The organism is Hydrogenophilus islandicus, from assembly GCF_054657095.1.
The window spans coordinates 1-21,324 of record NZ_BAAHXE010000007.1 but is presented as its reverse complement, the minus strand read 5'-3'; the positions used below and the strand labels follow the sequence as shown (position 1 = coordinate 21,324).

The 21,324-nt window shown below is 64.4% G+C and carries 17 protein-coding genes and 1 tRNA gene; 11 read left to right on the top strand and 7 right to left on the bottom strand.

All coding sequences use genetic code 11. The annotated features are described in order from the left end of the window. Nucleotides 1-48 precede the first annotated feature (48 nt). The 3 genes from ACYQ6T_RS03750 to ACYQ6T_RS03740 are packed head-to-tail and all read right to left on the bottom strand — an operon-like array spanning nt 49 to nt 4,085. Entirely contained in the window at nt 49-765 is a 717-nt protein-coding gene (locus ACYQ6T_RS03750) for a Smr/MutS family protein (RefSeq protein WP_459827815.1), read from the bottom strand. Then, nucleotides 762-1,718 (bottom strand): thioredoxin-disulfide reductase, encoded by a 957-nt coding sequence (gene trxB / locus ACYQ6T_RS03745; protein WP_459827812.1) that lies wholly within the window; start codon nt 1,716-1,718, stop codon nt 762-764. The genes ACYQ6T_RS03750 and trxB overlap by 4 nt, the downstream gene beginning before the upstream one ends. A 9-nt stretch (nt 1,719-1,727) precedes the next feature. After that, the gene (locus ACYQ6T_RS03740) at nt 1,728-4,085 is read right to left on the bottom strand and encodes an NADP-dependent malic enzyme (protein ID WP_459827810.1); all 2,358 of its coding nucleotides are present in this window, start codon (nt 4,083-4,085) and stop codon (nt 1,728-1,730) included. A 137-nt stretch (nt 4,086-4,222) separates the two neighbouring features. Here ACYQ6T_RS03740 and ACYQ6T_RS03735 point away from each other — a divergent pair, with 137 nt between their 5' ends. Genes ACYQ6T_RS03735 through ACYQ6T_RS03700 form a run of 8 tightly spaced genes read left to right on the top strand, consistent with a single transcriptional unit; the run spans nt 4,223 to nt 13,261 of the window. Next, complete coding sequence (locus ACYQ6T_RS03735; protein WP_459827807.1) at nt 4,223-6,748, top strand: DNA translocase FtsK; 2,526 nt, start codon at nt 4,223-4,225, stop codon at nt 6,746-6,748. Beyond that, on the top strand, nt 6,745-7,422 hold the full coding sequence (locus tag ACYQ6T_RS03730; RefSeq protein WP_459827805.1) for a LolA family protein: 678 nt from the start codon (nt 6,745-6,747) through the stop codon (nt 7,420-7,422). The genes ACYQ6T_RS03735 and ACYQ6T_RS03730 overlap by 4 nt, the downstream gene beginning before the upstream one ends. 38 nt (nt 7,423-7,460) lie before the next feature. After that, nucleotides 7,461-8,729: a replication-associated recombination protein A gene (locus ACYQ6T_RS03725; RefSeq protein WP_459827962.1), complete on the top strand. Its 1,269-nt coding sequence runs from the start codon at nt 7,461-7,463 to the stop codon at nt 8,727-8,729. 15 nt (nt 8,730-8,744) lie between these two features. Continuing rightward, the gene (gene serS / locus ACYQ6T_RS03720; RefSeq protein ID WP_459827802.1) at nt 8,745-10,037 is read left to right on the top strand and encodes a serine--tRNA ligase; all 1,293 of its coding nucleotides are present in this window, start codon (nt 8,745-8,747) and stop codon (nt 10,035-10,037) included. A 41-nt stretch (nt 10,038-10,078) separates the two neighbouring features. Beyond that, a complete protein-coding gene (locus ACYQ6T_RS03715; protein WP_459827799.1) occupies nt 10,079-11,206 on the top strand; it encodes an NAD(P) transhydrogenase subunit alpha in 1,128 nt (375 codons plus the stop codon). Between the two features lie 2 nt (nt 11,207-11,208). After that, entirely contained in the window at nt 11,209-11,496 is a 288-nt protein-coding gene (locus ACYQ6T_RS03710; protein ID WP_459827796.1) for an NAD(P) transhydrogenase subunit alpha part 2, read from the top strand. Beyond that, the gene (locus ACYQ6T_RS03705; RefSeq protein ID WP_459827793.1) at nt 11,493-12,863 is read left to right on the top strand and encodes an NAD(P)(+) transhydrogenase (Re/Si-specific) subunit beta; all 1,371 of its coding nucleotides are present in this window, start codon (nt 11,493-11,495) and stop codon (nt 12,861-12,863) included. The genes ACYQ6T_RS03710 and ACYQ6T_RS03705 overlap by 4 nt, the downstream gene beginning before the upstream one ends. Nucleotides 12,864-12,910: 47 nt before the next feature. Continuing rightward, complete coding sequence (locus tag ACYQ6T_RS03700) at nt 12,911-13,261, top strand: hypothetical protein (protein ID WP_459827792.1); 351 nt, start codon at nt 12,911-12,913, stop codon at nt 13,259-13,261. A gap of 15 nt (nt 13,262-13,276) precedes the next feature. On the opposite strand, the gene ACYQ6T_RS03695 is transcribed toward ACYQ6T_RS03700, so the two are convergent. Next, nucleotides 13,277-14,812 (bottom strand): EAL domain-containing protein, encoded by a 1,536-nt coding sequence (locus tag ACYQ6T_RS03695; RefSeq protein WP_459827789.1) that lies wholly within the window; start codon nt 14,810-14,812, stop codon nt 13,277-13,279. An 81-nt stretch (nt 14,813-14,893) separates the two neighbouring features. Then, the gene (locus tag ACYQ6T_RS03690; RefSeq protein ID WP_459827786.1) at nt 14,894-16,285 is read right to left on the bottom strand and encodes a DEAD/DEAH box helicase; all 1,392 of its coding nucleotides are present in this window, start codon (nt 16,283-16,285) and stop codon (nt 14,894-14,896) included. A 91-nt stretch (nt 16,286-16,376) separates the two neighbouring features. Between ACYQ6T_RS03690 and ACYQ6T_RS03685 the strand changes: the two genes are divergently transcribed. Beyond that, nucleotides 16,377-17,414 (top strand): aldo/keto reductase, encoded by a 1,038-nt coding sequence (locus ACYQ6T_RS03685; protein ID WP_459827783.1) that lies wholly within the window; start codon nt 16,377-16,379, stop codon nt 17,412-17,414. 9 nt (nt 17,415-17,423) lie between these two features. Here the strand turns inward: ACYQ6T_RS03685 and ACYQ6T_RS03680 are convergent, their stop codons facing one another. Beyond that, nucleotides 17,424-17,918: a hypothetical protein gene (locus tag ACYQ6T_RS03680; protein WP_459827780.1), complete on the bottom strand. Its 495-nt coding sequence runs from the start codon at nt 17,916-17,918 to the stop codon at nt 17,424-17,426. Between the two features lie 53 nt (nt 17,919-17,971). Beyond that, nucleotides 17,972-18,056 (bottom strand) — tRNA-Leu (locus tag ACYQ6T_RS03675). A gap of 86 nt (nt 18,057-18,142) precedes the next feature. On the opposite strand from ACYQ6T_RS03675, the gene rnr reads away from it, so the two are divergent. Together rnr and rlmB are read left to right on the top strand one after the other, a co-directional pair. Continuing rightward, a complete protein-coding gene (rnr, locus tag ACYQ6T_RS03670) occupies nt 18,143-20,452 on the top strand; it encodes a ribonuclease R (RefSeq protein ID WP_459827777.1) in 2,310 nt (769 codons plus the stop codon). Continuing rightward, nucleotides 20,449-21,222: a 23S rRNA (guanosine(2251)-2'-O)-methyltransferase RlmB gene (rlmB, locus tag ACYQ6T_RS03665; protein WP_459827774.1), complete on the top strand. Its 774-nt coding sequence runs from the start codon at nt 20,449-20,451 to the stop codon at nt 21,220-21,222. Before rnr ends, rlmB begins: the two co-directional genes overlap by 4 nt. Nucleotides 21,223-21,324 lie beyond the last annotated feature (102 nt).

The following is a 21,324-nucleotide window of genomic DNA, read 5'->3' as shown; positions in this document are numbered from 1 at the left end:
CTCCTTTATCTCTGGCGCCCCTTTTGTTTTGTTATAGGAATGCGCTATTCATCGAGCAGGTCCTTTGCTGGAAAGTGTTCCGTTGGGCGCCCGGAGAAGCACCAGAAGCGCGCCACTCCCCCCTTGGTGGGGGGCGGCTTCGCAGAAGGCGAGGATCTCTTCACGGCGGGTGAGCCATTGGCGGGAGAGGTGTTTCAAGACGCTCACCCCGCCAGGTGACCCGAGTCCTTTGCCGTGAATGATGCGGACACACCGCTCACCACTCAAAAGCGCCTCGGCAAGGAACGCGCTCATCGCGACGCGCGCCTCTTCCCGAGTGAGGCCGTGGAGGTCGAGCTGGCGGCGGATCGTCCAGCGACCCCGCCGCATCTCAAGCAGCATCCGCCGGGGGACACCGGGGCGGAGGAACTGGGTGTCGCTGTCGTGGTCGAGCCAATCGTCGAGCGTGAGCGGGGCAAGAAGCTGCTCCTTGACTTCGGCTTCGGCGCGTTCGCGCTGGCGGGGGTGCGGGGGTGGAAGGGGTTTTTGCAGGGCGGCGCGGTCGCGCGGCGGGAGGGGGGTGACCCCTGCCTCCTGAAGCCAGCGCTGCCAGAGTTGGCGATCGGGGTCAATCGCCGGTTGCGGCGGCTGCTTTGCTGCGCTTTGCGCGGCGGTTGGGGCGCGCTCCCCGCGGCGGCGTGGCGCGCCCGGAAGCGCTCCGTTCGCAACCCATTCGCGAAGCGCCTCCTGCCACTCTGGCGTGAGCGGCTCTCGGCGGCGGGTCATGAGCGGGTGGCAAGCGCGTCGAGGTAGCGTTCAGCGTCGAGCGCCGCCATACAGCCGGTGCCGGCGCTGGTGATCGCTTGGCGGTAGACGTGGTCTTGCACGTCGCCGCAGGCGAAGACCCCTTCGATGCTTGTTGCAGTGGCGTTGCCGTTGCGGCCGCCCTTCGTGACCAGGTAGCCGTTCTCCATTTCGAGCTGCCCGACGAAGAGTTGGGTGTTGGGTTGGTGGCCGATCGCGATGAAGACACCGTGAAGGGCAATCTCCCGCGGGGCGCCACTCTCGCGATGTTTGACGCGAATGCCGGTGACGCCGCTCTCATCGCCGAGGATCTCATCGACGACGTGGTCCAACACCAGTTCCACTTTGCCCTCGGCGACGCGCTGCATCAGGCGGTCGACGAGGATTTTTTCGGCGCGGAACTGGTCGCGGCGATGGATGAGATAGACTTTGCTCGCGATGTTCGCAAGGTAGAGCGCCTCTTCCACCGCGGTGTTGCCGCCGCCGACGACGCAGACCGCTTGCCCTTTGTAGAAGAAGCCGTCGCAGGTGGCGCACGCTGAAACGCCCCGCCCTTTGAAGCGCTCTTCTGACGGGATGCCGAGGTATTTGGCCGACGCCCCGGTGGCGATGATGAGCGCGTCGCAGGTGTATTCCCCGGCGTCGCCAACGAGGCGGAATGGCCGCTCGGTGAGCACTGCGGTGTGGATGTGGTCGAAGACGATCTCGGTGCCGAAGCGGCGGGCGTGGGCTTCGAACCGGGCCATCAGTTCGGGTCCTTGCACGCCGTCGGGGTCAGCCGGCCAGTTCTCGACGTCGGTGGTGGTCATGAGCTGCCCACCCTGCTCAAGACCGGTGATCAGCATCGGTTGGAGGTTTGCCCGCGCGGCGTAGATCGCTGCGGTGTAGCCGGCGGGGCCAGATCCGAGAATGATGAGTCGGCGGTGTTGTGCCATGGAGTGCTCCTAGCGTTGGGTGATCATCGGGTCGCTCATCGGCGGCGTCGGTTCGACGGCACGCGGTCCCACGTTGGCTTCGGCGACGGTGAGCGCCGTCATGTTGACGATGCGCCGCACCGTCGAGGTCGCGGTGAGGATGTGGACCGGCCTCTGGACACCTAAGAGCATCGGGCCGATCGCAATACCGCCGCCAGCCGCGGTTTTCAGCAGATTGTACGCGATATTGGCCGCGTCGATGTTGGGGAGGACCAAGAGGTTCGCTTCACCGGTGAGGGTGGAGCGGGGCATCAGTTCCGAACGCATCGCGGGGTCGAGTGCGATGTCGCCGTGCATTTCGCCGTCCACTTCGAGCCACGGGGCGATCTCGCGCAAGATGCAGAGCGCCTCGCGCATCTTGACGGCGCTCGCGGCGTCCGATGAGCCGAAGTTGGAGTGGGAGAGGAGCGCCGCTTTTGGCGTGATGCCGAAGCGCATCATCTTGCGCGCGGCCATCCGGGTGATTTCGGCGATCTGTGCCGCGGTGGGGTCGATGTTGATGTGGGTGTCGACAAGGAAGATCTGGCGGTTGGGAAGGAGCAGCGCGTTCATCGCGGCGTAACAGGTGGCGCCGGGGCGTTTGCCGATCACCTGGTCGATGTAGTTGAGGTGCATCGTGGGCACGCCCCAGGTGCCGCAGATAAGGCCGTGAACCTCCCAGTGGCGCAGAAGCATCGCGCCAATCAGGGTGTGGCGGCGGCGCATCTCGATCTTCGCGAGTTGCGGCGTCACCCCCCGCCGCTCCATGATCTGGTGGTACTCTTGCCACAGCGCCCGGTAGCGGGGATCGTTTTCGACGTTGACCACCTCATAGTCGACCCCTTCGCGCAGGCGCAAGCCGAACCGTTCGATCCGCTGGGCGATCACCGCAGGGCGCCCGATGAGCACCGGCTTCGCGATCCCTTCGTCGACGACGACTTGCGCGGCACGGAGCACCCGCTCCTCTTCCCCTTCGGCGTAGGCGATCTTTTTGAACTTCGCGCGCTTGGCGATGGCATAGACCGGCTTCATCAGGGTCCCAGAGGCATAGACGAAGTTTTGCAGCCGCTCGCGGTAGGCGTCGAAGTCGTCGATCGGGCGGGTGGCGACACCGCTCGCCATCGCCGCTTCGGCTACAGCAGGGGCGATCGTGAGCATCAACCGCGGGTCGAAAGGCTTCGGGATCAGATAATCGGGGCCGAAACGGAGTTTCTCGCCGGCGTAGGCCGCGGCTACTACCTCGTTCTCTTCAGCACGGGCCAGTTCCGCGATCGCTTTGACGGCGGCGATCTCCATTTCGTCGGTGATCGTCGTCGCGCCGACGTCGAGCGCGCCGCGGAAGAGGTAGGGGAAGCAGAGGACGTTATTGACCTGGTTGGGGTAGTCGCTGCGGCCGGTGGCGAGAATCGCGTCGGGGCAGACCGCTTTGGCCGCTTCGGGGAGGATCTCGGGGGTGGGGTTCGCAAGGGCAAAGATGATCGGCCGCGGCGCCATTTTGGCGACCCACTCGGGCTTCAAAACCCCACCGGCAGAAAGCCCCAGGAAGATATCGGCCCCTTCGATCACTTCAGCCAGAGTGCGTGCTTCAGTCTTCTGCGCAAATTGCGCTTTGTCCGGGTCCATCAGCTCCTCACGCCCCTCATAGACGACGCCTGCGATGTCGGTGACCCAGATGTGGGCTTTCGGCAGCCCCAGTTTCACCAGCAGGTTGAGGCACGCGAGCGCTGCGGCACCGGCGCCGGCGGTGACGAGTTTCACTTCGTCGATGCGCTTACCCACCACCTGCAGGGCGTTCAGAAGTGCGGCGGCGACGACGATCGCGGTGCCGTGCTGGTCGTCATGGAAAACCGGAATTTTGAGGCGGTTTCTGAGTTTCCGCTCGACGAGAAAGCAGTCGGGCGCTTTGATATCTTCGAGGTTGATGCCGCCGAATGAGGGCTCGAGCGCAGCGATCACTTCGACGAGTTTTTCGGGGTCTTTTTCGTTGATTTCGAGGTCGATCGCATCGATCCCGGCGAATTTCTTGAAGAGGACCGCTTTCCCTTCCATCACCGGCTTTGCGGCGAGCGGCCCGATATCGCCAAGGCCAAGAACCGCGGTGCCATTGGTGATGATCGCCACCAGGTTGCTGCGGTTGGTGTAGCGTGCCGCTGCGGTGGGGTCAGCGACGATCGCTTCACATGGCGCCGCAACGCCCGGAGAGTAGGCGAGCGCCAGGTCGCGTTGGTTGGAGAGGGCTTTGGTCGGGACGATCGCCCATTTGCCGGGGGTGGGGCGTTCGTGGTAGTCGAGCGCGGCTTTTTTGAGCTCTTCACGGGCCTTTTCGCGCTGGGTCGTGGTGTCGGTCAAAGTGCTACTCCCTGGGTGTTTCGGTGGTGATGAAAGATGACCATTGTAGTACGAGTCGAAGAGCAGGGAAAAGGGGCGGAAGTTCCGGGATCGTTGCTCGGTATAATAGCCTGTAATGGTTTGCGGGGAAGGTTCCTTTGACGAAGAGACGGTTTGCCCATCTGCTCCACGAAGGGGGGTGGTTGCTGCTTGCGGCGGTGGGGGCTTATTTCGCCTTGGTCCTCTTGGGGTACCACCCCGACGACCCGGGTTGGTCGAAGAGCGGCACGGCGCTCACGATCCACAACCCGGGGGGGCGATTCGGTGCGTGGCTCGCTGATCTCTGGTTTTTCGCTTTTGGTTGGTCGGCGCTGTGGTGGATTGGGCTCCTGGTACGCGGAGGGATCGGGTGGTGGCGGGTCTATCGGCGGCGTAGTGAGCGAGGGGACGAGGTGGCTGAACCCACTGCTCCCGCGTGGGGGCAGTGGCGCTGGTCGTGGGCCGCTACCGCGTTGGGGTTTCTGCTGTTGCAGGCGAGTTCCAGCGCGCTGGAGTATCTCCGTTTCCACCGATGGGGCGAGACACTTCCCCAAGGGGCCGGTGGGGTGCTCGGACAGGAACTCGGGACGTTCGTCGCCCTTCGTCTGGGATTTGTCGGCGGAACGCTCCTGCTCCTGGCGCTCTTTCTGGTGGGCTTTAGTCTCACTTGGGGGGTGAGCTGGGTAGAGATCACCGAGCGGGTTGGCGTGGGAGTGGAGCGGGCCTGGCAGGGGTGGCTGCGTCTCCGCCAAGGGGCAACGGGGGTTTCTCGCGTGGCACCTCCGCAATGGGATGGGCTGCACCGGCATCTTGCGCGTTTCACCACATGGATCGCCGCGGTGAAAGCACGCGCACGCGACTTTTGGGGGAAGCTCCGCGAACGGTTGCGACGACCCCTGCCATCCTTGACCTCTGACGAGGCGACCTTTCCCGCTCAGGCGTTTGCCTCTGAGGCGTTTGCTTCTGAGATGGCGTGGCCCGAAGCAGGAGCCGAAGCGGAGAAGGGGGTGAGCGAAGGGGGCGAAACTGCTGCTGCTCCATTGGCCGAGGTCGCGGTTCCCCCGCGGGAGCTGCCGCCTCGATCGTCTGCCGATCCAGGTGCCGATCGTTCGCCTTTGAGTCTGCCTCATGGCGGCGTCGTGCGCGGAGAGCGGGTGATGCCCAAACCTGGGGAGCCGCCGATTCCCCCCTTGACCCTGTTGGATTTGCCGAAGCCGCAGCCGAGCTCTGTGACGCCTGAGAGTATTGAAGCAACCTCGCGGTTGATCGAGACGAAACTGGCAGAATTTGGCGTGCGGGTGCGCGTCGTCGGGGCCATTCCCGGGCCGGTGGTCACCCGCTACGAAATTGAGCCCGCAACTGGCGTCAAAGGGGCCCAGATCGTCAATCTGGCGAAGGATCTCGCCAGGGCACTCTCGTTGGTCTCGATCCGGGTGGTCGAAATCGTTCCGGGGAAGAGCTGCATGGCGCTCGAGGTGCCTAACCCGAAACGGCAGATTGTGCGGCTCCGCGAGGTGCTCGATTCCCCTCTCTATGCCAACGCGAAGTCGCCGCTCACCCTCTGTTTGGGGAAAGATATCGGCGGGGCACCCGTGACGGCCGATCTCGCGAAGATGCCCCACCTTCTGGTTGCAGGGACGACCGGTTCCGGGAAGTCGGTCGGGATCAACGCGATGATCCTGTCGCTTCTCTTCAAATCGGGCCCTGAGGCGGTGCGGCTGATCATGATCGACCCCAAGATGTTGGAGCTCTCCGTCTATGAAGGGATTCCTCATCTGCTCGCGCCGGTGGTGACCGACATGCGGCTCGCGGCGCAGGCGCTCAACTGGTGTGTCGCTGAGATGGAGCGGCGCTACAAGCTCATGGCGGCACTCGGGGTGCGGAACATCGCCGGCTTCAACGCGCTGATTGCCGAGGCCGAGGCGAACGAACGCTATGTTCCCAACCCCTTTTCTCTGTCGCCGGAGCATCCCGAGCCGCTTGAGAAACTCCCCTATATCGTCGTGGTTGTCGATGAACTTGCCGATTTGATGATGGTTGCGGGCAAGAAGATCGAGGAGCTCATCGCCCGGCTCGCGCAGAAGGCGCGCGCGGCGGGGATTCATCTGATTCTCGCGACCCAGCGTCCGTCGGTCGATGTGATCACCGGGTTGATCAAAGCGAACATTCCGACGCGCATCGCCTTCCAGGTCTCGTCCAAAGTCGATTCGCGGACGATTCTCGACCAGATGGGTGCGGAGGCGCTCCTTGGGATGGGGGATATGCTCTTCCTTGCGCCCGGAATGGGGACGCCGCAGCGGGTCCACGGCGCATTTGTCGCTGACGACGAGGTCCACCGCGTGGTCGAGTATCTCAAACCCTTCGGCCCGCCCGATTATGTCGAAGCGATTACCGCTGAGACCGATGATGAGGAGAGCGGCTGGGGTGACGAGGGGGGGGACGCCGAGAGTGATCCCCTCTATGATCAGGCGGTCGAGATCGTGTTGCGGACGCGGCGGCCGTCGATCTCGTTGGTTCAGCGCCATTTGCGGATCGGATACAACCGCGCAGCGCGTTTGATCGAGGCGATGGAGCGTGCCGGGCTCGTTTCGCCCCCTGAGGCGAACGGCAACCGCAAGGTGCTGGTTCCGGAGCAGAAAGGATGAGGTTTTTCGTGCGTTTTATCGCGTTGGCGCGGCAGCTTACGATGATTGGCCTCATCGCGCTTCCCTTCTCGGTCTGGTCTGCCCCAGACAATGCGGCGTGGGCGCCGCTCATCTCCTGGGCCAAGGGGGTGACCGCTGCGGAGGGCGAATTCCGTCAGGTGGAGCGGCGGGGCGACGGGAGCGTGCGGACGCTCGAGGGGCGGTTTGCTTGGGCGCCCGGGTTCCGGTTTCGCTGGGAGATCGTCCGCCCTTTTTCTCAGGTCACAGTGAGCGATGGGCAAACGGTGACGATCTGGGACGCCGATCTTCGCCAGGCGAGTCTGCAGCCGCTCGACCCCGCGACGGTCCGTTCCGGACCGCTCGGTATGCTCCTCGAGCCGGAGACGCTCCCCGAGCGTTTCATTTTGGAGCGAAGTGCCGTGCGCGGGGGAGAATCGGTCTGGGTGATGCGCCCGCGTGACGAGTCGGGGCTGATCCGGCAGGTGACGATCACGCTTGCCGGTGACCGTCTTCAGTCGCTCGTCGTCGTCGATGCGCTCGGGCAGACGACTGAGCTGGTATTTCCCCGTTTTTTGCGGCGTGAGCCCAATGCGAGCGCTTTTCAGATCACCCTGCCACCCGATGCAGTGGTTTTGCGCGCTTTCGAGCCGCGTGCCGGGGAGCGTCGGCCGTGACGGGGCGACCTTCCGTGCCGGTGCCCCTTGCGGAGCGGATGCGGCCTCGGTCGCTCGAGGAGGTGGTAGGCCAAGCCCACCTCATCGGGCCGGGAAAGCCGCTGACGCTCGCGGTCAGTCGCGGTCAGCTCTTTTCGCTCCTCCTTTGGGGGCCGCCGGGGGTCGGGAAGACGACGCTCGCGCAGGTGGTGGCCACCAGCTGTGCCGCCCGCTTCGTCGCCCTTTCGGCCGTCACCGCAGGGGTGAAAGAGTTGCGCGAGGTGGTTGCTGCAGCGGAAGAGGCGCGCGCGCTCGGTCAAGCGACGGTCCTTTTCCTCGACGAGATCCACCGCTTCAACAAGGGGCAACAGGATGTGTTGCTTCCCCACGTCGAGAGCGGCCTGGTGACGCTGATGGGGGCGACGACCGAAAATCCGTCGTTTGAGGTCAATTCGGCGTTGCTCTCGCGTCTCACGGTGTTTCGGCTTGAGCCGCTCTCCGACGCGGCGTTGGCGGAGTTGCTCGACCGCGCCGCAGCCCGCTTTCCCGACGAGGCGGTGGCGCTCGATGACGACGTGCGTGGCTGGCTCATCGCGCAGGCCGATGGGGATGCACGGCGGCTGCTCAATGACCTCGAATGGCTCTGGGCCGCGGCGAAAAGCAGCGGCCGTGCGGTCGTCGACCGCGATTTTGCCGTCTCGACCTTGGGGGCGCGGCTCCGGCGTTTCGACAAAGGGGGGGACGCGTTTTACGACCAGATCTCGGCGCTCCACAAAGCGGTGCGCGGTTCCGACCCCGACGCAGCGCTCTACTGGTTCTGCCGGATGCTCGACGGGGGAGCCGATCCGCGCTATCTCGGGCGGCGGATCGTTCGCATCGCCAGTGAAGATGTGGGATTGGCCGATCCGCGGGCGTTGCCGCTTGCGCTCGCCGCACTCGAGGCATACGAGCGGTTGGGGTCGCCGGAGGGGGAGTTGGCGCTCGCGGAGGCGGTGGTCTATCTCGCCTGTGCGCCGAAGTCGAACGCCCTCTACCGTGCCTACCAAGAGGTGCGCGCTTTTGTCGCCCGTGACGGCTCGCGACCCGTGCCGCTCCATTTGCGCAACGCCCCGACGCGGTTGCTCAAAGAGATCGGTGCGGCGAAGGGTTACCGCTATCCGCACGATGAACCGGGGGGCTTTGCGCCGGGGGTCGACTATCTTCCCGAAGGGGTGCCGCGTGCGCGGTGGTATCGTCCGACCGATCGCGGCTTGGAGCAGCGGATCGGGGAAAAATTGGCGCGGTTGCGCGCGCTCGACGAGGAGTGGCGCAACAAACATCAACCGTAAGTGAGGAAAACGACGATGCTCGATATTCAGTGGTTGCGACAAGACTTGGCTGCCGTGCAAACGGCGTTGGCGCGGCGGGGGGGCACGATCGATTGGGAACGCTTTGCCGCGCTCGAAGGGGAGCGCAAAGCGCTGCAGGCGAAAACGCAGGAGTTGCAGGCGCAGCGCAATCGCCTCTCCAAAGAGGTGGGGCAGCGCAAGGCGCGCGGCGAGGCGGCGGATGACCTCTTACAGCAGGTGGCCGAAGTAAAAGCGGCGCTCGAGGCGAATGAGGTGCGGCTCAACACGCTGCTTGCCGAACTCGAGGCGTTTCTCCTGCAGCTTCCGAATCTCCCGCACCCTTCGGTTCCTGACGGTGCGAGCGATGCCGACAACGTCGAGGTCTCCCGTTGGGGGACGCCGCGGGCGTTCGATTTTCAGATCCGCGATCATGTCGAGATTGCTGAAGGTTTGGGGGGACTCGAGAACGAGATCGCCGCAGCGCTCTCGGGGAGCCGTTTTGCGCTCCTGCGCGGCGACGTGGCGCGGCTCCATCGGGCGCTCGCGCAATTCATGCTCGACGTCCATACCCGCGAACATGGCTACGAAGAGGTGGCCCCGCCGTTTTTGGTCCTACCGCGGACGCTGGTGGGCACAGGGCAATTGCCGAAATTCGAAGAGGATCTCTTCCGCGTTCCACGCTCTGACGCCGAGCCGCTCTACCTCATTCCGACGGCGGAGGTTCCCGTGACCAACATCGTGCGCGATCAGATCATCGAAGAGCGCGACCTGCCGCTCAAGTTCGTTGCCTGGACCCCCTGTTTCCGCGCCGAAGCCGGTTCCCACGGCCGCGACGTCCGGGGACTCATTCGCCAGCACCAATTCGAAAAGGTGGAACTGGTGCGCATCGAACACCCCGACCGCTCCTATGAGGCGCTCGAAGAGCTCACCGCCCACGCCGAAGCGATTTTGATTAAACTGGGCTTACCCTATCGTAAGGTGAAATTATGTACCGGGGACTTGGGTTTTGGCGCGGCGATGACGTATGATTTGGAGGTCTGGTTGCCCGCCCAGAAGACCTACCGGGAGATCTCCTCCTGTTCCAATACCGAAGCGTTTCAGGCACGCCGGATGCAGGCGCGCTTTCGCCCGGAGGGGGGAAAGCCGCAGCCGCTCCATACGCTGAACGGTTCGGGCTTGGCAGTGGGGCGGACGCTCGTCGCGGTGCTCGAAAACTACCAGCAGGCCGACGGCAGCGTGGTCGTTCCCGAGGCGTTGCGCCCGTGGATGGGTGGGCAAGAGGTGTTAGAACCGAAAAAGCGCCGCTAACCGTCGGCGGCGGATAGCGAACGAAACCCAAGGAGTGTGGTATGGGATGGATTTTGGGCGTCGCAGCGGCGTCTGCCCCCGAAGAGCGACGGTTGGCACTGGTCCCTGACCTCGTCGCCCACTATACGAAAGCAGGGGCGACGATCGTGATGGCCAAAGGGAGCGGCGAGCGCAGCTTCTTTCGCGATGCGGCTTTTGCGGGGGTGCGATGGGTCGAGCAAAACGTCGCTGTCTGTGCCGAGGCCGACGTCGTCCTCTGCGTGATGCCCCCAACGGATGAAGAGATTGCCGCGATGCGCCCAGGTGCGGCGCTCGTTGGCGCGCTCCGCCCGTGGGAGTCGGCCCCCCGCGTCGAGCTCCTCTGCCGCCAACGGGTGACCGCGTTTGCGCTGGAACTCTTGCCGCGCATCACCCGCGCGCAGCCGATGGATATCCTCTCGTCCCAGGCGACCGTCGCGGGGTACGAGGCGGCGCTTATTGCTGCCGACCATGCGCCGAAATTCTTCCCGATGCTCACCTACGCGGCGGGGACGATTCGCCCGGCAAAGGTCTTCGTGATCGGGTGCGGCGTCGCGGGGTTGCAGGCGATCGCGACGGCTCGTCGCCTCGGGGCGATGGTCGAAGCGTATGACGTCCGTCCCGAGACGCGAGAGCAGGTGGCGTCCCTTGGGGCGAAGTTTGTCGACACCGGCGTGGTTGCGGTGGGCGAGGGGGGCTACGCGCGTGAACTCACGGACGAGGAGCGCGCACGACAGAGCGCAGCGCTCGCGAAAGCGGTGGCTGCGGCCGATGTCGTGATCACCACCGCGTCGGTCCCCGGGCGTCCAGCGCCCAAGATCGTCACGGCGGAGATGCTCGCGGCGATGCGTCCCGGGTCGGTGGTGGTCGATCTCGCCGCAGAGCAAGGGGGGAACGTCGAAGGGAGCGTTTTTGGCGAGAAGCGGTGGATCGGTGACGTGTTGGTGATCGGTCCGGCGTTTATCCACAGCCGGATGCCGATCCACGCCTCTGAGATGTTCGCGAAAAATCTCTGGAACTTCCTCCAGCCGCACGTGCGCGACGGGGCGCTCGCATGGCAATGGGAGGATGAGGTGCTCACCGCAACGTGTGTCACCCGCGACGGGGAACTCGTGAATGAGCGGGTGCGCGCCTGGTTGGGAAGGGGATGACGATGGATGGCATGACGGCGCTCTTTATCTTTATGCTCGCGGCGGTTGCCGGTTACGAGATCATCTCGCGGGTACCGGTGATTCTCCATACGCCGCTGATGTCGGGGTCGAACTTCGTCCATGGGATCGTCCTCGTCGGGGGGATGCTCGCGCTCGGCCACGCCGAGAGTGGTGCGGAGATCGCGATCGGCATCGTTGCGGTCGCGCTCGGGGCCGCAAACGCCGTGGGCGGCTATGTGGTGACCGACCGGATGCTCGCGATGTTTCAGAAGAAGGGGGGTGAGCGGTGATTGCACTGGTCTATTTTCTCGCCACGCTTGCCTTCATCCTCGGCTTGCGGGCGATGAGTTCGCCGGCGACTGCGGTCCAGGGGTTTCGCCTGGCCGGGATCGCGATGGTTGTCGCGGTGGTGGTGACCCTCTTCACCCCCGGGTTGAAAAACTTCGGCTGGATGGTCGTTGCGATCGCCTTGGGCGGAGGATTCGCTTGGTACGGGGCCCGTAAGGTGGCGATGACCGAAATGCCGCAGATGGTCGCGATCTACAACGGCCTCGGGGGGGGCGCTGCCGCGGCGATCGCCGCGCTCGAGCTGGTCGGGGCGAAGGCCCCCCTGCCGACCTCGGTCGGGATCCTGGCGGTGTTGGGCGCGGTGATCGGCGCCGTCGCCTTCGCCGGGAGCGTCGTCGCGTGGGCGAAGCTCGACGGCCGTCTCGCCCGGGTGTGGCGTCTGCCCCGCGGCCACAACGACGCGGTGATTCTGTTGGCGGTGCTCACGATCGGCCTCGGGCTCACGCTCGGGGTGAGCGAATCGGTCAGCCGTGCGGGGCTTGCACTCTTCTTTCTGATGGCGCTCGCGTTGGGGGCGCTCTTGACGTTGCCGATTGGCGGCGCCGACATGCCGGTGGTGATCTCCCTCTTGAACGCGTTCACGGGGCTAGCGGTCGGCTTTGAGGGGTACGTCTTGGCCAACCCGATGTTGATCGTCGCCGGCACCGTGGTCGGGGCGTCGGGGACGCTCTTGACGCTCCTCATGGCCAAAGCGATGAACCGCCCGATCAAGAACGTCCTCTTTGCGCCGCTCACCGGGGAGGCGAGTGAGCAGGGCGAAGAGGCGGTCGCGGGACGGCTCAAAGAGTATTCGCCCACCGACGCCGCGGCGGCCTTGCGCTACGCGCAGCAGGTGGTGATCGTCCCCGGCTACGGGATGGCCGTTGCCGGAGCGCAGCACAAGGTGTGGGAGATGGCCCAGCTCCTTGAAGAGGCGGGCGTGACGGTCAAATTCGCGATCCATCCGGTGGCCGGCCGGATGCCGGGCCACATGAATGTGCTCCTTGCTGAAGCGGGCGTTCCCTACGAGAAAATCTTCGACCTCGAAGAGATTAACGGCGAGTTTTCCCAAACCGACGTCGCGCTCGTGATTGGCGCGAACGACGTCGTGAACCCTGCGGCGCGGACCAATAAGAGCAGTCCGATCTACGGGATGCCGATCCTCAACGTCGATGAGGCGCGCGAGGTGATCGTGGTCAAACGGGGGAAAGGGAAAGGCTATTCGGGCGTCGAGAACGAGCTCTTCTACCGCGACCACTGCCACCTCGTCTATGGCAACGCCCAAGAGGTAGTCGCGCGCATCATCGCGGAGCTGAAGGCGATGGGGTAAGCCTCGGGCGGTCGTTTGCGCGCGCTGTTGTTCTTCTCCTGCTCAGCATGAGTGGGTACGGGCAACTGCTCTTCGCCCAGTCGGCTGAGCCGCCGACAGTGGCTGAAGAAAAGGAGGGACAACCGCCGAAGGTGAGCGCCGAACGGCAAGCACTGATGGCAAAAGCTCCTTTTACCGGTATTTTCCGCACTCAGCGGGCGCTGCAGCAGCTCGCACTCGATTTGCAGCTCGTCGACTATTGTCTCGACCCTCAGGTGAGCGACGCGGAGCTTGCCCCGTTATTGACTGAGGCGGCGCGGTTGAGCGACGACGAAGCGACCTGCACCGCGCTCTTCGTTCGTTTGGGGTATCTCGAACGGCGGCAGAGAGAGGAGCGCGCGAGCGAAAGAACCCCGTAGGCGCGCGTGGCCGTTCTACTTTCCGGGGCGCGCGGAAGGGCTGGCGATCTCCTTGAGGGCAAGCGGCTGCGTGCTCTCGGAGAGTGGCGCGAAAATCGGCCCCTGTTGGTAGCGGCAGCCCAACGCCGCCAAAAAATCGCGTTGCGCTGCCGTGGCGACGCCAAACGCCATCACGGTAAGCCCCAACGCCTGGCCGAAGTGCAAAAGCCCGTCGATCAGCCTCTCCGCCCGCTCGTCGCGACCGATCTGGGTCACCCACGCGCTACTGATCTTGAGCATCCTCACCGGCAGGTGGGCGATCAGCCCCAACGTGCACGCCCCCTCGCCGACGTTGTCGACGGTGATTCCCGCGCCCATCTCGCCCAACTCGAGCAGTTGCGCAACGTGGTGAGCCGTGAGCGTCGCAAACGCCCGTTCGTCGATTTCGAGCTGCAGGTAGCGCCAGGGGAGTTCAGCGGCGCGCCACGCCGTTTTGATCTGGGTGAGCGTCTCGGGGTGGGCGAGTTGCCGTTCGTCGAGGTTGAGCGCAAGCGGTATCCGCCATTGACTGACCCAGCGGGTGGCATGGGTGAGCAACGCCGCGAGCCACGCGCGGTTGGCAGCGGCGTTACTGAGGAGCGGCGCCACCTCAGCCCACGCGCGCGGCCCAGCCCCCCGCGGCTGCCAGCGCAGCAGCGCCTCAGCGCCGACGAGCGTCTCGCGGGCGACGTCGACGCACGGCGCTATCCAGAGGGAGAACTCCTCAGGCGGCGCAGCGCTCAGTTGTGCGGTGAGAGAGGGCCGCTCGTCCCGCTGCACGGAAGGGGCACTCTCCCCCCGTTGCGAGGGACGGCGCGCGGCTCGGCCGGAAGAGGGGAAGAGCAGGGTGCGCCAGCCGGGGCGGGGACCGTGAAGGACGCGGGCGCGGTAGGGGGTGGAACCCATTCCCTCGACCCGCGCCCAGGTGGGATGCTCCCCCCCGAGCCATTCGAGGACCACCGATTCGCCCACCGGACGGTGGAGGGGAAGCGCGCGCTCTTGGGCCATTTCCCGTGCCGCGCGGTTCATGGCGACGAGCCGCTCCTCTGCGTCGAGCACCCAGAGCGGCTGGTCGATCGCCGCGGCCAGCTGGATCCAGAAGGTGTCGGAGAGGGCAGTCGTGCGGTACTGTTCGCCGATCAGATCGGGCGCAAGGAGCACGGCGTGCATGCCGGGGCGGATGCGGGCAGCAACCGTGAACCGGAACCTCCGGCTTCGGCCATGGGGAAGCGCCAAGAGGATGCTCCCCCGCATTTCGTTCTGGATGAACCAGCGGGCGCGGGCGTGCAGGAAGGCTTCCGGGGAGGGGAAAAGGGTCTCTAACGGGGCGTTGATCAGTTCGCGGTAGGAGCGCTCGAGCCAGCGGCACGCCGCACTGTTCGCTTCGAGAATGCGCTCGTCGCTCACAATCAGCAGCCCCTCGTCGATCAGCTCAAGGAGCGCCAAATAGACCCCGATCTCAACCCCTTCTGAGAGATCAGGACGGAACGGTTCGTTGGTCTCGGGCAGCGACACCATCGCGGCATCATCCATGGGCGACAGCGTTAGCTTAGCCGACGGACGCGCAGCGGATCGCGGAAAAAAAGCGGTGCTTTCCCCGCCGATTTGGCGTTTTCAGGGGTTGGAGGAGCGCCGACCGGTTCCCCCGAGCAACACGGGGACCGGATTGCGCCGTTGATCTCCCCAGAGCGACTCCATCGTCTGCCAATCGAAGGGGGAGGGTGTCTCGGCGGCGGTGCGTTGCTGCCCCTGTTTCCAGGTGTTGGGAATCTCGTCCCGCACAATGGGAGCAGTTTCGCGCGCGTCTGGAGAGGCGCTTTTTCGCGGAGCACGGCGAGCCGGCTCCGCCTCCCGACTCTTCGGTTCGGTAACGGCGGGGGGCTGCCACTTCTCCCCCGGAATCTTCTGTTTCAGAAGTTTCTCGATCGCTTCGAGCCGCTCCTCTTCGCTGGGATCGACCAGCGAGATCGCGACCCCCGTATGACCCGCCCGGCCGGTCCGTCCGACACGGTGGATGTAGTCCTCTGGGTTCGGAGGGAGCGCGAAGTTGACGACGAAGGGCAGCCCTTCGATGTCGAGCCCGCGCGCCGCGACATCGGTGGCGACCAAGACGCGCAGTTGTCCCGAGCGGAACGCCTCGAGGGTATCGAGGCGCTGCTGCTGCGTCTTGTCGCCGTGGATCGCTTGAGCGTTGATTTTGTTGCGTTGCAAAAAAGCTGTGAGGCGGCCACACGCCACTTTGGTGTCGACGAAGACGAGGACCTGCCCTTCACGCGTCGCAAGGAGGTGCACGAGCGCATTGCGCTTCTGCTCTTGACTCACCCAATAGACGCGGTGTTCGATCGTATCGCTCACCGTGTTGCGGCGCGACACCTCGACGCTGACCGGGTCGTTGAGCCACTGTTCGGCGAGTTTGCGGATCGGCGGCGAAAAGGTGGCGGAAAAGAGGGCGGTTTGGCGATTCTCCGGCAGATGGTCGACAATGCGGCGGATGTCGGGCAAAAAACCCATGTCGAGCATGCGGTCTGCTTCGTCGAAAACAAGAAACTCGACCTGGTTGAGGCGGACCGTCTTCTGCTCGAGATGATCCAGCAGCCGCCCAGGGGTGGCGATCACGATCTCGACCCCTTGCCGCAACGCTTCGGCTTGGGGCGCAAAGTCGACGCCGCCGAAGATGGCGGTGCTTCTGAGCGGCAGGTATTTGCCGTATTGGGCAACCGACTCGGCCACCTGCAGCACCAACTCGCGCGTCGGGGCAAGGATGAGCGCCCGCGTGGGGTGGCGCGCCGGGCTCGGCGAGCGGTTGGCGTGGGGGAGCAGGCGCTGGAGGAGCGGGAGGGTGAAGCTGGCGGTTTTCCCCGTTCCGGTCTGCGCTGCCCCCAAGAGATCGCGGCCGGCAAGAAGCACCGGAATTGCTTCGGCCTGGATCGGCGTCGGTTCCCGATAGCCGAGTTCTTCGACTGCGCGGAGCAGCTCCGGGCAGAGCCCCAATTGATCAAAACCCATCCGTTGTGCCGTTCCCGTTGAACGATTGCTCTGTTGCCATTATACCGATAAGGTACAATCGTTGGCGCCAATAAGTGAGGGAGCCTCTGTAATGGAATACCGCCGGTTGGGACGAAGTGACCTCACCGTTTCTGCGATCTGCCTCGGGACGATGACCTTTGGCGAGCAAAACAGCGCGCGTGAGGCGCACGATCAGCTCGATTGGGCTGTGGCGCACGGGATCAACTTCATCGATACCGCAGAGATGTACCCTGTGCCGCCGCGCGCTGAGACCTACGGCGAGACTGAGCGGATCATCGGTGCGTGGCTCAAGCGCCAAGATCGCTCGCGCGTCGTGATTGCCACCAAAGCCGCCGGCCCAGCGCGCAGCCTCACCTGGATTCGCGGCGGGCCGACGGGGTTTGACGAAGCCAATCTTCGTCAGGCGCTTGAAGGGAGCTTGAAGCGGCTTCAGACCGATTACGTCGACCTCTATCAGCTCCACTGGCCAGCGCGCAATCAGCCGATGTTTGGCGAGTGGCGTTTCGACCCGAGCAAAGAGCGAGCAGCGACACCGATCCTCGAGCAGCTCGAAGCGCTTGCGAAACTCGTCGCCGAGGGAAAAATCCGCTACGTCGGCCTCTCCAACGAGCATCCGTGGGGGGTGATGACCTTTGTCAAGCTCGCCGAGGAGTTCAATCTGCCGCGGGTCGTCTCGATCCAAAACGCCTTCAGTCTCCTCAACCGCACCTTTGAAGGAGGGCTCGCCGAGGTCTGTTGGCGGGAGGAGGTTTCGCTCTTGGCCTACTCGCCGCTTGCCTTTGGCCATCTTACCGGCAAATACCTCAAAAACCCTGCCGCAGAGGGGCGTCTGACCCGTTTCCCTCATTTTGGCCAGCGCTACACCAAGCCGAACGTTCGCCCGGCGGTTGCAGCCTATGCGGCGCTTGCTGAAGCGTGGGGGATGAGCCCGGCGACGCTCGCGCTCTCTTGGTGCTACCACCACCCGCTGGTGACGAGCACGATCATCGGCGCGACGTCGCTCGCTCAGCTCGAAGAGAACGTCCGCGCCTGGGAGCAGCGGCTCACTGCGGAGCAAGAGGCCGAGATCGACGCGGTCCATCTCCGCTACACTAACCCGGCGCCGTAGAGGCGGTGATCAGCGCGCACCACTTGCGGGCGCGGCGGGGGAAGGAGCGGCGGGGGGAGCGCCTTTCGCCGGAGAGCCAGCGGAGGAAGGAGCAGGAGCGGAAGCGGAGGGTGTGGCCGCCGGCGGCGTGTTCGGACTGCCATGATCCGGGGAGCCCCCCGCAGGCTGAGCGAGCGACGGCATCAGGGGTTCAGAGCGCGTGAGCGGCCGCGGTGTGAGGTTCGGCTCGTTGGGCGCGAGCTGCGCTGGGACGGTGGGCAGATCTTTCGCGAGCATATACTCGTTCATCTCGCGCCACCCTTCGAAAATCGCCGCTTTCTCCAGATCGGGGTGGAGGTAGTAACAATCCTCGAGCGAGCGACCGGAGTGGCGGCACGCCGCCCCCACCGCTTTGGCTTCCGCCTTCATTTTGTTGGGATTGGGGATTTCGAGCGCCTCGTAGATCGCGTCACAGCCGGTGAGGAGCAGCGCGGCAACAAGAGGGAAAAGCGGGCGGGCGGACATAAAAAAACCTCCGGAACCTTTCGGTTGGGAGGGTATCACAGAATTTTTTGTGCTGGTGCCCAGGAGAGGACTCGAACCTCCACGCCTTGCGGCACTAGAACCTGAATCTAGCGCGTCTACCAATTCCGCCACCTGGGCAGGCAACGAAGTACGTTATTATACGAGGGTAAGCGCTGCTGTCAAGGTGCTTGCCGTCCAAAAAATAGCTGATCGATGAGAGAAAAATGAGAGAAAGAAGAGAGAAAAGAAAAAAAGCGGGGCCGAATCCCCGTACTGTGCAGACCGCCCGAGTGGCCGCCGCCCCACAGCCGCTTGACGTCGAGCGGTTGGCGGCGGTGAGCGCTGCATTGCCGCCCAAGCGTCGCGCCGACCCCTATTTGGCCAGGGAGGTCCTTCGCTATGGCGAAAACCCGCTGCCCAGCCGGGAATACATCATCGAGGTGTTGGAGCGGGTTGGTCGTCCCCTCAAAGTGAGCGAACTTGCGAGCGAACTCGAGATCCGTCCCCATGAACTCGCGCTCTTTGAGCGGCGGTTGGCCGCAATGGAGCGGGACGGTCAGATTCTCACCAACCGCCGCGGCGCGTTGATTCTCCCAGAAAAAGCGGCGCTCATCCGCGGCCGCGTGCAAGGTCATCCCGACGGGTTCGGCTTTGTGATCCGCGACGATGGCGGCCCCGACATCTTTCTCGGACCAAGAGAGATGCGCGAGGTGCTCCATGGCGACCGGGTCATGGTGCGGATCAAAGGGCGCGACGCCCGGGGGCGACCCGAAGGGCAGATCGTCGAAATTCTCGAGCGCGGCACCACCCGCGTGGTCGGGCGTGTGATCGTCGAACACGGCGTCATGTTGGTCGCGCCCGAAGACAAGCGGATTGCGCAGGACATCCTGATCGCGCCGCAACCCGCCAAAGGGGGGCGTAAAGTCAAAGTCGCTCCGGGCGACGTCGTGGTGGTCGAAATCATTGAGCCCCCGAGCAAATACGCGCAACCGATCGGCAAAATCGTCGAGGTGTTGGGGCGTTTCGACGATCCCGGCATCGAGATTGAGATTGCACTGCGTAAATTCGATCTCCCCTTCGTCTGGAGTAAGGCAGCCCTGACGCAGGCTCGCCGCCTTCCCGATGCGGTGCGGGCTCAGGACGCCAAAGGGCGGGAAGATCTGCGTGCGCTGCCGTTTGTCACGATCGACGGTGAGACCGCAAAAGACTTTGACGACGCCGTCTATTGTGAGCGGGCAGGGCGGGGCTTTCGCCTCTTTGTGGCGATTGCCGACGTCGCCCACTACGTCAAAGCGGAGACACCGCTCGACCACGAAGCTTATGAACGGGGCAACTCGGTCTATTTCCCCCGCCGGGTGATCCCGATGCTCCCAGAGAAGCTCAGTAACGGCCTCTGTTCGCTCGTGCCACACGACGATCGCCTGGCGATGGTCTGCGAGATGGCAATCTCCCCGCGCGGCAAAATCGAGCGCTACCGCTTCTATCCGGCGGTGATCCATTCGCAGGCGCGGCTCACCTACACGCAGGTGGCCAAAGCCCTCTATGAGGGGGACAAAGAGGCGCGTGAAGCGTTGGGGGCGCTGCTACCTCATCTTGAGACGCTCGACGCGGTCTTTCGCGTCCTCCTTGCGGCACGCAAACGGCGTGGCGCGATCGAATTCGAAACGACTGAGGTGGAATTCCTCTTCGACGACCAGGGCAAAATCGAAGGGGTGAGGCCGGTTGTCCGCAATGATGCCCACCGTCTGATCGAAGAGGCGATGCTTGCCGCGAACGTCTGCGCTTCCGAGTTTCTCGCCGAGCACGAGCACCCGACCCTCTACCGCGTCCACGAACCCCCCGACCCGGAAAAGATCGCAAAACTGCGCGAGTTCCTCGCGGGCTTTGGCATTGAGCTCCCTGGCGGCGAAGAACCGACGCCGAAGGATTTCACCCGGGTGCTTGAGCGCATTGCGGGGCGCCCCGACGCACCGCTCCTGCAGATGGTGATGCTCCGCTCGCTCAAGCAGGCGCGCTACACCCCTAACAACGCCGGCCACTTTGGCCTCGCCTATCCCTGCTATACCCACTTCACCTCGCCGATTCGCCGCTACCCTGATCTCCTCGTCCACCGCGCGATCAAAGCGGTGCTCGCGGGCGAACGCTACACCCCGAGTCGGCCGTGGGAGGAGATCGGCGACCACTGTTCGATGACCGAGCGGCGCGCCGACGAGGCGACCCGCGAGGTGATGAATTGGCTCAAGTGCTACTTCATGCAGGAGCATATCGGCGAAATCTTTACCGGTACCGTCTCGGCAGTGGTGCCCTTCGGGCTCTTCGTCACTTTGGACGACGTTTTTGTCGAGGGTCTCGTCCATATCTCCGATCTCGGGGCCGACTATTTCCACTACGACGAAGTGGGTCATGCGCTCGTTGGCGAACGGACCAAGGTGCGCTACCGCTTGGCCGATCGCGTCAAGGTGCAGGTCGCGCGCGCCGATCTCGCGACGAGCCGGATCGATTTTCACCTGATCGAGCGCGTGGAGGAGCGGTGAGCGGTTCCGCGGAAGTCGCTTACGGCTGGCACGCGGTGGGGACGCTCCTGCGGGTCGCGCCCCAGCGCATTCAGACGCTCTATCTCGCCGCGACGCGGAAAGACCCTCGCGCCAGGACCCTTGCCGCGCGGTCTGAGGAGGCGGGCGTTGCGGTGGTCTGGGCCGATGGTGAGCAGCTCCATCGCCTGGCTGGCCATACCCGACACCAAGGGGTGGTCGCCCTTTTAAGTGCCGAGGGGGCGCTGCTCACGTTGGCTTCGGTGCTCCCTGGCGCACCCGATTACCCCAATCCGGCCGGACGGCAACTCCTCGACCCTCCCCTTTACCTGGTGCTTGATGGCGTTACCGACCCCCACAACCTCGGTGCATGCCTGCGGAGCGCTGACGCCGCGGGCGTGCGCGCGGTGATTGTGCCCAAAGACCGGTCGGTGGGTGTGACCGCGGTGGTACGCAAAGTGGCAAGTGGCGCAACTGAGGCGGTGCCGCTCGTCTTTGTCACCAACCTTGCGCGCGCACTCGACACGCTCAAAGCGCAGGGGGTGTGGGTGGTGGGACTCGCGGGGGAGGGAGAGGAGCTGCTGACGCGCTCCTCTCTCGACGGGCCCGTTGCGCTCGTGCTCGGTGCCGAAGGGGAGGGGTTACGGCGTCTCACCCGTGAGCGGTGCGATCAGCTCGCGCGGCTTCCGATGTTGGGGGTGGTTGAGAGCCTCAACGTCTCGGTTGCCGCCGGTGTCGCCCTCTACGAGGTGGTGCGGCGGCGGATGGGATAATAATAGTAAATAGTTTCAATGATCGTTCTTATTTGATAACATGCAAACTCCTTCCACTCACTTCAAGGAGCCTGCAATGAAAATTCGTTCCGCTTTGACTGC